Annotated in this window: 9 protein-coding genes; 6 read left to right on the top strand and 3 right to left on the bottom strand. The window is 56.0% G+C overall.

Translation table 11 applies throughout. The annotated features are described in order from the left end of the window. Positions 1–141: 141 nt before the first annotated feature. From RE6C_RS24690 to RE6C_RS24670, 4 genes are all read left to right on the top strand, one after another. A complete protein-coding gene (locus RE6C_RS24690) occupies positions 142–1,092 on the top strand; it encodes a hypothetical protein (protein ID WP_008661020.1) in 951 nt (316 codons plus the stop codon). A gap of 16 nt (positions 1,093–1,108) precedes the next feature. Beyond that, positions 1,109–2,950, top strand: coding sequence for a Gfo/Idh/MocA family protein (locus RE6C_RS24685; protein ID WP_008661019.1), 1,842 nt, complete (start codon positions 1,109–1,111; stop codon positions 2,948–2,950). Positions 2,951–3,251: 301 nt separating this feature from the next. After that, positions 3,252–3,458 carry a sialidase family protein gene (locus RE6C_RS24680; protein ID WP_008661017.1) on the top strand — a complete coding sequence of 69 codons (207 nt, stop codon included), beginning with the start codon at positions 3,252–3,254 and terminating at the stop codon, positions 3,456–3,458. A 247-nt stretch (positions 3,459–3,705) separates the two neighbouring features. Beyond that, positions 3,706–5,274 (top strand): sulfatase family protein, encoded by a 1,569-nt coding sequence (locus tag RE6C_RS24670; protein ID WP_039963327.1) that lies wholly within the window; start codon positions 3,706–3,708, stop codon positions 5,272–5,274. Positions 5,275–5,284: 10 nt separating this feature from the next. Here the strand turns inward: RE6C_RS24670 and ilvA are convergent, their stop codons facing one another. From ilvA to lepB, 3 genes are read right to left on the bottom strand one after another with little or no spacing between them, the layout of a single operon-like run. Then, positions 5,285–6,532: a threonine ammonia-lyase gene (gene ilvA / locus RE6C_RS24665; RefSeq protein WP_008661010.1), complete on the bottom strand. Its 1,248-nt coding sequence runs from the start codon at positions 6,530–6,532 to the stop codon at positions 5,285–5,287. Between the two features lie 19 nt (positions 6,533–6,551). Further along, positions 6,552–7,505 (bottom strand): LPS export ABC transporter ATP-binding protein, encoded by a 954-nt coding sequence (gene lptB, locus RE6C_RS24660; protein ID WP_008661008.1) that lies wholly within the window; start codon positions 7,503–7,505, stop codon positions 6,552–6,554. A gap of 21 nt (positions 7,506–7,526) precedes the next feature. Beyond that, complete coding sequence (gene lepB, locus RE6C_RS24655; RefSeq protein WP_008661006.1) at positions 7,527–9,710, bottom strand: signal peptidase I; 2,184 nt, start codon at positions 9,708–9,710, stop codon at positions 7,527–7,529. A 62-nt stretch (positions 9,711–9,772) separates the two neighbouring features. Here lepB and RE6C_RS24650 point away from each other — a divergent pair, with 62 nt between their 5' ends. Together RE6C_RS24650 and RE6C_RS24645 are read left to right on the top strand one after the other, a co-directional pair. Next, entirely contained in the window at positions 9,773–11,089 is a 1,317-nt protein-coding gene (locus tag RE6C_RS24650; protein WP_008661004.1) for a hypothetical protein, read from the top strand. Between the two features lie 69 nt (positions 11,090–11,158). Continuing rightward, complete coding sequence (locus RE6C_RS24645) at positions 11,159–12,334, top strand: DinB family protein (RefSeq protein ID WP_008661002.1); 1,176 nt, start codon at positions 11,159–11,161, stop codon at positions 12,332–12,334. The last annotated feature ends 46 nt before the right edge of the window (positions 12,335–12,380 follow it).

Raw genomic sequence — 12,380 nt, 5'->3', positions numbered from 1 at the left:
CATAATGAGCGTTCCCCCTTCACTGGACGTCCCTTGGCGTGAGCTGAACCAACCTTGAGCGTGTCAATCTTGTCACGCGTCGGTGGTCGCATTGTCGCCATGAAGTTCCATCCTTCCTGCCCATGACGGAGCCCATTCTCGGTGGCCAAGTATTTGCTTTCCCCTTTGCGTTTGGCTGTCGGATGGGGAATCTCACCCCGGCTGCTTGGAACGATCGCGGTGGTCATGCTGACCCTCCTTCGTCTCACTATCGGCTGGCACTTCATCAGCGAAGGTATCGACAAATACCAGGCTGGAAACTGGTCCGCCAAGCCATTCTTCGCCAATGCGAGCGGTCCGTTCGCTGGTCATTTCCGCCAACTGGTGTGGGATTACGACGGCACGATGCGTCTGGACGTCGACCAAACCGAACTCAACTGGGCTTACTACCGCGATCAAATCTCCGATCACTACGGATTTGATGAAAAGCAAAAGGCAGAAGCGCACAACAACTACAGCATGGCTGCGAAGCAATACGAGCAGGTTCTCGAGCTCAAAGCGAACGAAATCCAGGAATTCCAGCTTGGCCTCGGCCGGATTGAGGAATTGGATGGTGATGCGGTCGCTTCGGGAGTCAGCTCACTGAGCGGACAACGAGAAAGCGTCCGAAAAGAGCTGTCTCAGAAGATCGCCCCCGTGTTCGACCAAATCGATGCGATCTGGGAAAATTACGAAACCGCTCAAAACAAAGTCGCAACGGCGGAACAACAGGCCCGTCATCTTGCGTATCCATTGGTGCGGCCGCGCTTGAAAATGATGGACACCAGCGTGATTGACTCGATCGTGCCGTACTTCGACATGCTGGTGGGGTGGTGCCTGTTGCTTGGACTGTTCACACCCGTTGCCGCGTTAGCAGCAGCCGGTTTTCTCGGTTCTGTGTTCTTGAGTCAGTACCCACCTGTGACCGGGCCGACATCCAGCAATTATCAGCTGATCGAGTGCATGGCTTGCCTGGTGCTTGCCGCCACGGGCGCTGGTCGTTTCGCCGGCCTCGATTTCTTTTTGCATCTCATTATTCGAAAATTCAACGGCGGCGACGCCACAACTGCGTGACCGGGAGTCCTAGCAAATGGTAGATAAGCTCAACGCCGATCAAAAAGAAGTCGGCTCACACAATTACTATTCCGCCGTCGGCAGTTACTACGACGTCAACCGTCGTGACTTCCTGCGTGGCATCGTCGCCACCGGAGCCGTCAGCGGCGCCGGCCTGGGTGCGGCGTACTTTGGCTACAGCAAAGTCACCGACCCGGTCCGCGTTGCGGTCATCGGAACCGGCGACGAAGGAAACGTGCTGATCGGTGGCTGCAACCCCGAGTACGTGGACGTCAAAGCGATTTGCGACATTCGTCCCTTTAGCCAATTTCGTGCTTTCCACGGTGACTGGTCCTCCTCATCGGCTCTGAAACGTCGGCCGGGTTTGATTAGCGTTGCTGGCTACAAAGACGAAGCGGAAGCTCGCAAGAACGTCAAGGTTTACGACGGATCCAACGGCGGCATCATGGCTTGCCTAGACGATCCCGATATCGAAGCGGTGATCATTGCGTTGCCACTTTGGTTGCACGCTCCCGTTGCCGCTCAAGCGATGGAACGTGGGCTGCACGTGCTGACCGAAAAACTGATGGCCCACAACGTGGCTCAGTGCAAAGTCATGTCGCGAATGGCCGGCAGCATGGAAGACAAGAACGGCAACCCGCTTCACTTGGCGACCGGTCACCAACGTCACTACAACGTGAAGTACCAGGACGCGATCAACCTGATCCGCTGGGGTTTGCTGGGCCAACTGCACCACATTCGTGCTCAGTGGCACCGCAGCAACGTGCCGGGTGCTGATAGCTGGTCGATGCCGATCCCCGGTGGCGAGATGGTCAACGGGAAGAACTTCGACAAGATCGCGAAGGACATCGAGTACCGCAAAAAGAAACTGGCGGAAACGACTGATCCAGACGAGATGATCCGCCTGCAGATGGAAATCGAGCAGTGGACAGCCTGGGACGCTGATAAGAATGTCGATCCAAAGGAATTTGGCTACGAGAACTTCTCGGTCGCCGACAAAACGTTCAGTGCAATGGAAGAACTTCACCGTTGGCGATTGTTCGATCGCACTGGTGCCGGCCTGATGGCTGAGCTTGGCAGTCACCAACTAGATGCCGTCAGCATCTTCCTCAGTTCGTTGCGTGACGACAAGAAAAAGGTTCACCCACTGAGCGTCCATGCCGTTGGCGGGCGTCACATCATGCCACTGGATCGTGAAGTCGGCGACCACGTCTACTGCATGTTCGAATTCCCTGGACCAGAATACAGCAGCACATTCGACGTCGGTTACTACGACCGTGTCGAGCGTTATCCCAACCCGGAAAGCCCCGGAAACGGACCTGTTGCTGGCTACGAAACCGATCCGAACAAGAAGGTCGTTGTGACCTACTCGTCCATCAACGGCAATGGCTTTGGTGGCTGGGGCGAAGTCGTGATGGGCACCAAGGGAACGCTAATTCTGGACAAGGAAACCGACGTTTACCTGTACCGCAACAGCGACACCAGCAGCAAAGCTGGCGTTGTGAAGAAGGACGCCGGCTTCGCGTTGGACACATCCGCCAGTGGCGATTACGCCGCTCCGGTTGCCCAAGCCGCTTCGTCTGGCCCAGTCAGCCGCGGCTATCGTGAAGAGATCGAGCACTGGGCCTACTGCATCCGCAACCCGGACGGCGAAAACAAACCTCGCTGCTACCCCGAGGTCGCCATGGGCGACGCAGTCATCGCGCTCGGAACCAACGTGGCCTTGAAGCGATCGGCCAAGGGCGAAAGCGGATACCTGCAGTTCAAAGAAGAATGGTTCGACATCGACAACGATGCGACTCCAGACGACAGCGACATCGCAGCGGAAACGAAGTTCATGAAGAAACCTGTGGCATAGTTCGCAGGACTCTCAAAATGACAAACGACACGGCGGCCATTTGGCCGCCGTGTTTTTTTATGTACCCCGCCCTAGCGTGCTGTTGATTCAAAGAGCCATACCGCGATAGCAGCGGTTAGTCAAACGCCAACCGGAGCGAACGCCCATCGGCTAATTGTTGTCATTCGGTATATGGCTAGATCAACAGGCTGCTCGATCAGCCACTCCCCCACCGATACCCCGCCTCATCACGCTTGCGGTCTGCTTACTCGCTCAGCGTGCCGCTGGTGAAACACAGCCCCATCGACAAGAGAACGGAGCCTTGAGGCTCGATGAGCGAACGGGCGTCTCCTACCCCGACGGTCAACAAAACGCGGACGGCGTCATTCATATCATCTACGACTACAATCGCACCAAAGACCGGCACATTCTCTTCGCCAGCTTTCGGGAAGAGGACGCCGCGAAAGGAAAGCCAATCACAGAGGCGGTGAAATTGCGTCAAATGGTCAGCGACGCGTCCAACGAATGATTCCGCAGGCCGGCCCTCGCGGCGCTGGCAATCACTCGTGGCGGAACCCGCCTGAATTCAAAAACGATTTGCGACACGGCGGCCTTTGGCCGCCGTTTTTTTGTGCGCCCCGACCAGCCACTGCTTCGGCGATGCACCGGTGCTCGCTAGGATTGAACAAGGAACATTGAACAAGGAACGCAGCCAACCGGCAAAAGCTCTGCCGGTCCATCCAACCACCACGACAAACCACTCGAGATTTTGAAACATGCTCTCAACACGTCGCCAGAGCTTTCCCGCCATCATGCGAGCCCGCATCACCGTCCTCTTTGCGATAGTGGTTGGCCTGACTTCCGTGCTCGCCGACTGGGCCATCGCCGCGGACAAACTGCCCAACATCCTGATCATCTACGCCGATGACCTCGGCTACGGCGACCTGTCGGCCTACAACGAGAACTGCGCCTACGAAACACCTCATCTGGATCAACTGGCGGCCGAAGGCATCCGTTTCACTGATGCTCACAGCCCTTCGACCATTTGCTCTCCATCACGCTACGGACTGATGAGCGGCCAGTGCGTCTTTCGCACGGGACGCCGATTGACTGCGTTTGAAGGAGCCAGCGGCCCCAGCTACCTCCGACCAGATGACTTGACGATCGCCGAAATGCTTCAGCAGGCCGGCTACAAAACAGCCATTTTTGGCAAATGGCACCTTGGTTTGACTTGGTATGGCAGCGACGGCAAACAACTGCGAGGTGGATTCAAGGACGTCACCGAAATCGACTACGAACTCAGCACGCCGTTGATCGATGGCCCCAACAATCAAGGCTTTGATGAATCGTTTGTGACTCCCAACTGCCCCACCACAGATCCTTTGTATCTGTACATCGAAAACGGGATGGTTCCTGTGCCAGCGAACCAACGTCACAAACGCGACACGCTTCCCAATCCAGGTGGCAAGTGGCGATGGGACAACGACGAAGGCTGGAAAGCTCCCGGCTACAAATTTGTCGACGCCGACATTCTGTTCTTTGACAAGACCCGCGAATTTCTTGACCGCCACGTCGAGGAGGCTCCGGACCAACCCTTCTTCGCAGTGGTCTCCACCCAAATCGCTCATGCCCCCGTGCTCCCCGCCGACCAGTACTCGGGATCAACTCAGGCCGGCGCTCGCGGTGACTTTGTTTGCGAACTCGATTCACTCACCGGTGATTTGCTCAATCACCTGAAAGAACTGGGAGTGGATGACAACACGCTCGTCATCTTCAATTCCGACAACGGCCCCGAAACCATGCACACGGTTTGGATGCGCGAAGATCACCAGCATGACGCTGCCGGAGGATGGCGAGGGATGAAACGCGACGCATGGGAAGGCGGTCACCGCGTCCCCATGATGATGAAGTGGTCCGGCCGCATTTCGCCCGGTCGCGTGTCGGACCAACTGATCAACACGACCGACATCTTCAAAACGCTCGCGGCCGTCGCAAATGTGGACTTGCCCGAAGACGTTGCCCTGGACAGTTTCAACATGCTTCCGGAACTGCTGGGACAAATCCCCGAGGGCGAGTCCATTCGTCCTCACATGATCACGCAAAGTTTTCGCGGAGAATTCCAACTTCGGGTTGGCGACTGGAAGTACCTCGACCACGCAGGCTCAGGCGGCAACAACTACAACGACCGAACGCTTCAGCCCTATGCCAAAAAGGAACCCGAGCCAAACTTCCCCGGTCAGCTTTACAACTTGAAGCAAGACCCGATGGAAACAAACAACCTCTACGAACAAGAAGCTGAAAAACGAAAAGAGATGCAAGCCTTGCTCAAATCCATCGTCGAGTGAACCGAACTCCCTACACCAACAGTTCGAACAACATTCGTTGTTCGTTGACGACTTGGTATTCGATGTTGCTGGCCGTCATGCGGTCCAGCAAGCCTTGGTAGTCGTCTCTTTTGGCGACCTGCAAACCGACGAGCGCCGGTCCCGTTTCGCGATTGTGTTTTCGCGTGTACTCGAAGTGCGTGATGTCGTCGGTTGGGCCGAGCACATTGTTAAGGAATTCTCGCAAGGCTCCCGCTCGCTGCGGGAACTTGATGATGAAGTAGTGCTGCAACCCTTCATACAACATCGCTCGATCGCGAATTTCTTCGGTGCGAGTGATGTCGTTGTTGCTGCCGCCGACGACACACACGACGGTCTTGCCGCGAATTTCTTCTGACAATTGCTCCAGAGCCGCGATGGAAAGCGCGCCAGCAGGCTCCACCACCAAACCTTCGTCGTTGTAGAGCTGCAACATCACGCTGCAGACTTTGCCCTCGGGCACAAGGATCATCTCATCAATCACATGTTGAGCGATCTTGAAATTCAGATCCCCAACACGTCTTACCGCGGCTCCGTCGACGAAGTTGTCGATCTTGTCCAGCGTCACGACCTTGCCTTCACGAAGGCTGTCATGCATGGCCGGCGCGCCCATCGGTTCAATTCCAATGATTTTGGTTTCGGGCGAAAGCTGTTTGAAGATGCTTCCCAAGCCAGAGATCAATCCGCCGCCTCCGACCGCGACCAGCACCATGTCAATTGGTTCCGGATGGTCTTCCAAGATCTCGGCGCCGACGGTGCCTTGGCCTTCGATGATGGCGGGATCATCAAAGGGAGGAATGTAGGTCTGTCCTTCATCGGCAGCGCGGTGGGCTTCCGCCGCCGCATCATCGAACGTGTCTCCGGTGAGAATGATTTCCACATGTTCTTGTCCGAACAGTTTGACCTTCTCGACCTTTTGTTTCGGCGTGACCGCGGGCATGAAGACTCGACCATGGATCTCCATCGCATGGCAAGCGTACGCGAATCCTTGCGCGTGGTTGCCGGCACTGGCACAAACCACTCCGGCAGCACGCTGCTCGTCGCTGAGTTGCGACATCCGGTTGTAGGCACCACGGATCTTGTAGCTGCGAACTTCTTGCAAGTCCTCCCGTTTGAGCAGAATCTCCGCGTCATAGAGTGCGGAGAGTCGAGCGTTTCGCATCAACGGTGTGTGGCGAACCACATTGGCGATTCGCTTGCGAGCCGCTTCTATTTTGTCGGCGGCGATCAAAGGGGACATGGTGCTAATCAGGTAGGTGTCAAACGTCGGTCACGCGACGCCGAGGAACTTGCCGTCGCGGTGTTCCGGTGGCAGGTGACGCAGGTGGTGGTTGTGGGTGAGCCGGATCAACTCGAAATTGATTCGTGGAAGGTGAACTCGAGTTAGGAGTAGCATTATCGACCGATGTCCCGGCGGCGGCATCGAGGTCACCCAAGTATTCCTCACGAACCTTGGGGTGACGTTTGACTTCATCCGGTGTGCCGTCGATCAACACTTGCCCCTGATAGATCACATAACAGCGATCGACGGTGGTCAAAATTTCGCGAGCCGCGTGGTCGGTGATTAACACACTGATCCCAGAATCACGAAGTTGTTGAATGACGCCCTGGATGGACTGCACGGTCACCGGGTCGATCCCAGCGAACGGCTCATCAAGCATCACGATCCGTGGATTGGACACGAGGCAGCGAGCGATTTCGAGCCGGCGGCGTTCACCGCCGGAAAGTCCCGCCGCACGACTCTTTCGAATGTGCGTGATGTTGAACTCTTCGAGCAACTCGTTGGTTCGCTGCTTGCGTTGCTTGCGATCGACGCCCAGCAACTCAAACAATGCCGAGATGTTTTGTTCCACCGTCAGCTTTTTGAAAACGCTGGGCTCCTGGGGCAGGTATCCCATCTGCCCGTCACGTGCACGTCGGAACATCGGCCAATCAGTGACGTCTTGTCCGCCCAAGTACACACGACCTTGGTCAGGCTGAACGAGTCCGCATATCATTCGAAAGCTGGTCGATTTCCCGGCACCGTTTGGTCCGAGCAAGCCAACGATCTCGGCTTCGCCCACATGCAAATTCACGCCATCGACGACGCGGCGACGACCATAGGTCTTTTGCAAACCAACCGCTTCGAGCACCGGTTCGGACGATTGTGGCATGACGCCATTTCCCATCGTCGATTCGGTGGGGAAGGATGTCGGTGTAAATTCGTCACTCATGATTCGATTCCTTTCAGTGAATCACTTGATTCGTTGCATCCGGTCCAAGTTGGGCCAAAACGGCAACGGCGACTTCCACGGGTGCGGCCAGAACACCAGCAAAGCCTTGCCCACCAACAAGTCTCGCGGGACGTACGAAACATCTGCGAATTTGTAGGCGTCTTCATCGGGACTGTGGTAATTGCCCAACCGAGTCTTGTTGCCGGCCCAGCAACGCGCGTCCAAACTTTCGGGACTGTTGTCGCCCATTGGAAAGAACTGGTCTTCTTCCATACTGAACGAAACCGTGCGGCGATTCTGCCAACCGGGGAAGTCCGACCAGATAGTCGGCTCTGCCATCAGCAATTGTATGTCTCGAACGATCTCGTTCGTTTGCGATCCGGCACCGACGAAGCGTCGCAGGGCACCCATGTCGTAATCGAGCATGCCATCGTCGCTGCTGTCGACCGCGATGTAGTACTTGTCCCGATGAATCACCATTTGATTCAGCGTGGCGGATCCGCCGGTCACACCAACGGCGACCGGTGCGGCGTCCAGCGGATTGCCAGGGCCACCGTAACGTGGCTGGTTCTCGGTGACCGGGACGATCGAGTCGAAGTCGAAAGTGGTCGGTGTTTGGAAAGCAACAACTTCGTCATCAATCCAAAGCGTGAGTTCGTTGTCCGCATTGCTGAACCGAAAATCATGTTGTTGGCCAGCACGAACGGAAGTTGTCGCGACTGGGTGCTGATTTTTATCGCCATCAAAAGGGCGGATCTCTCCGTTATCGAGCGTCAGCTTGGCTTCGCCGGTTTTCAGATCGATTTCACAAAGATGCCGCACGCCAGCTTCGACGATCTCAAACGTCAATTGCTTCGCGTCGGCTGAAGTTTCGATAGTTTGGGAAACGATCAGATCACCAACCCAGTGCATTCCATCGGCACCATGATAGGAACCGCCGAAATCCACCATGCCGCGAAATTGAGCCAGATCACCGCCGGATTCATAATCCATTCGGAAAACGCCATCGGATCGAGTTTGACCAATGAGGCGTCTGAAACGAGAGACGTTGACCGGACTGGGCTTCTGGTCATAGACACGATCGGAATCGACATGCAGATACGCGTCGTAGGCGTAGAAGTCGGTCACGAGGCGGCCGCTGTGTGGATCCACGTCTGCCAACGACTGTCCCGCGATCGCTGCAGCCCATTGTTCTTGGTCTGGGAAATGGTGGAAGTAACGAAGCCACTTGGTTTGTCCGTCTGCGGCCTTCACCGTTGCGGTGAGACCTTCGGCGGACTGGTTGACCGACCAAGAATCCTTCGGAACCGAATCGCCGCCCGGTGTCCAAGGCTGCAACCGTGAGGGGTATCCAGCCTCGATCAACGCCTGTGCCTGATGCTCGCTGTCGTAAACCAAATGGCTCATCGCCATCAATTTCTCAGGTGACTTGCGTTGGATCTCGCCAATCCCGGTCGACGCCTCTTCCGCGTTTTGGCTCGCGTAGACATCGCCGTATCGAATCGAAATGGTTTCGCCGGGCAGGCCAACGAGACGCTTGATGTAGTTTTGCTTTGGATTGACCGGAACCTTGAAAACGATCACGTCCCAGCGTTTGGGTTCTTTCAGCGTGTAGGCAAATTTGCTGACCAAAATCCGATCACCGCTAAACGTTTGGTGATCGGGATCGTTCACCAGATCCAACGGGTTAACGTGCCGACAATTGGGACAAATGCCGCCGACAACGGCTTTCTCAAGAGCGGGCGTGCGATTTTCTAAACTCGCTCCGATTGGGAACTGTTGCCCACATTGGTCGCAAAAAACGTCTTTGTGAGCCCCCATCAGGGCCGGGGCCATCGATCCGGTGGGAATGACGAAGGCTTCTGCGATGAAAGCACGGAATAGCAAAGCCAAGATGAACGCCACCGCAAAGGCCTCCACGGTTTCGCGTCCGCCCTGCAATCGGAAGACGGCGGCTCGTTGCTGCGGAATCGTCAATGCATCGAAAGCCGCCTGGGCCTCCGACACGGGACCGTCCTTACCGGACTTCGATTCGGTCGATGATTTCATGATGTTGGAAAATCGGGGTATTTTGCGAAGGACGCAGTCTAGCGAAAGATCGTCTCGACCGGACCATCGGTTTTTTTCGTCCAAACCGGTGCAATCCCGCCAATGCAGTGGTGGGAACCTCGGCTGGTTTTGGGCGCAGAATCCGACCGAACACACCTGAATAGAGGAAACTGCAAAACTCTTTCACGGACGAAAGGGAGCCTCTGTTCATTCCAGGGATGATTTCTGCCGTGAAACCCGCGATCCAAGCCGCTCGGTCCCCGGCCCACCGCTGGATCCTTCCGTTGATTCTCGGCGTGGCGATGATGGCGGTCCTCTCCGCTCAATCACCCGGCGATCCCGTCGTGGATTGGCCGTCGGTAGATTCTCCGACAATCGCTTCCCCCAGCGATGCAGTTCCGACCGCGGGAATGACGTTGACCTCCAAGGAGGTTTCTTCGCTCGAGCTTGAAAGTCCAGAGCCGATCGAAACGGTTGTCGTCGAGAGCCTCACTGAACCGGTCGGTGCGGAATCGTCGATCAGCTACACGCGGCACCAGGTCATGCAGTGGGCGTATCAGAACTCCCCCGAAGCCAACATGATCGACCAAGAATCCCGGGCGGTCGCTTGCGGAGTCGATTGTGATGACGACGATGCCGTCTGCCAACTTCGCTTGGTCCGGTCAGTCTTGGCCGAGATCGCTCTGGGTCGCCGTTCGGACGACGCGGCAGATGCGGCGAAAGCCTACGACCGATTGCTGGCAGCACAGCTCGGCAAGCAAATCGCCCGACAAGGGATCGAGGTGCAAAACCGATTGATCGACTTGGCAAACGAAGCCGATCGATTGGGCGTGCCCGATGGAAACGTCCTGCAACTACAACAAGCAAAACTGGTTTGGCAGGACATGGAAGTCCAACAAACGTTCGCAGCGCAAAAGCTGAGACAAGAACTGGCCCGACGCACCGGCCGCCCCGAATCCGAAGTTGCAATCGCGGTGACGATCGATTCATTGCAATCCACCGAATCCGTCGACGCGGGCAGCAGCGTTGCAATCGCCCTGGAAAATCGAAATGACTTGAAAGCAGTCAAGCAACTGTGTGCAGGAATGCGAACCTGCAACTTGTCCTCGGCACGGCAACTGATGGGTGCACTCAGCCCGGGCGCCGGGTTGGCCATCGCATCGGCCACCGGAAAAAAGCTGTTTTCGTGTTTCTCACCAGATTCGAACACAAGCGATCTAAATTGCCGCCGTCAACAATGTTCGCTTCTTCGCGAATCGTTGTCGGATGTGATCCGCAACGAAACATTGCAATCGGTCCTCGACGTTCGCCTGGCGAACGCTCGTCTTGGACTGATCGATCGACAATTGCAATGGGCCGAGGAACGGTTGGCTGAAACGACGGCCGCAATCGAACTGGACCAACAACCCGTTGGCTCGGATGACCTGATTCGCTTGGAACTCGCGAAGTTGCGTGGCGATCAACTCGCGCGGCAACTGGATGTTTCCTTGGCGATCACAGAGTGGAAACGTGTGCAAGGGATCGTGTTAGAGTAGCCTCTCACGACCATTCCACGATTCGACCACGCCGCCTCACGGTGCGTGGCAAACCGATAGGCCATCGCGATGAATTCGATCTCTCACTGCAAGGGAGTTGCCGCGTCACTCTTTAGTGCAGCACTCTTGATGTCATTGATCAGTGCTCCTGCCCAAGCCGCCGAGGGTGATCCTGTTGCAGTTCACGTTTGGCCTGGAGGAACTGTAACGATTGAATCGCACTGGGGTTTGAGTGTTGCGATCGAAGCTGAACCGAAGAACACCGGAGATTTATCGCAAGGCGATGCGGCCGCGGTTCCAAAGACTGACGCGACGGTGACGGTGGGTGAGTCCGGCACTTACATGCTCAGTCGACCAGCCAACGAAGCCGAAGTCACTTGGCAACCAGTACCCCAGCATGAATCGGAAGCAGATTCAGCCAGCAAGACACCAAACGACATCCAAGTGAGCCATCTGGGCGGAACAGCCGTTCATGTTCAGCTGGACGGTGTTGACCTCGTTGTTGCAGGCCCCGGTTGCACTTCCGAATCGCTGGCATCAATACAGAACATTGATGCGGTCATCGGATCGGACCTTCAACGTTTTGTTGTCGAAGGTCAACCAAAGCCCTCGAGCGTTCGGAACTGGATCTCAGTGTCATCGGCATCGCCCGAATCGGTCCAGGTCAAAACGCAGGATCACAACACGGTTGCCATCTCATCCAAATCGGCTGATTCCGAAACGGAACCGGCTGTTGTTTGGTGGAACGTCTCGACGAAACCGTGGCAAATGCCCGAGGAGATGGAAAAACTCTTCGCCGCGATGGAAAAGTCTTGTGCCGAGTCTCAGGCGGTCTTTGCGGAGCTAACAACGGCTCAAATGAACTTCAAACCCGCCAATGGAACTCACACGCCTCGCTGGAATGTGGAGCACATGATGGGGCGTCAGTTGCTGTTCTTCTCTCAGATGTATCACGAGGCTGACGCGTCGATTCCTGTGATGGATCTGAATCCCGCCCAAATGCCGCCCGACTATAAATTCGCCAACGCGGAATGGAGTGGAGCCGAAGAAGCTCGTCAAATGCAGCGTGTCAGCAAATTCTCACGCCGGTTTGCTTATCTACTCGATGAATATTCTGTCGACAGCAAGGTGCCGGGTAGTCGTTGGCCGACTTTAGGGGCCTTGTTGAAGCAAATGGATCGGCATTACAGCGAACATACAATCAATACGCAAAAGAAGTTCTCGCTGCCGGACTGGCCACAATAGCAACAGTGCCAAATTGCGTTTTCCAGATCACATACAGATGGCAAAC

Source organism: Rhodopirellula europaea 6C, from assembly GCF_000338295.1.
GTDB classification, from domain to species: domain Bacteria; phylum Planctomycetota; class Planctomycetia; order Pirellulales; family Pirellulaceae; genus Rhodopirellula; species Rhodopirellula europaea.
Note: the sequence above shows the minus strand (reverse complement) of the source record. Positions and strands in the feature narration are given on the sequence as shown.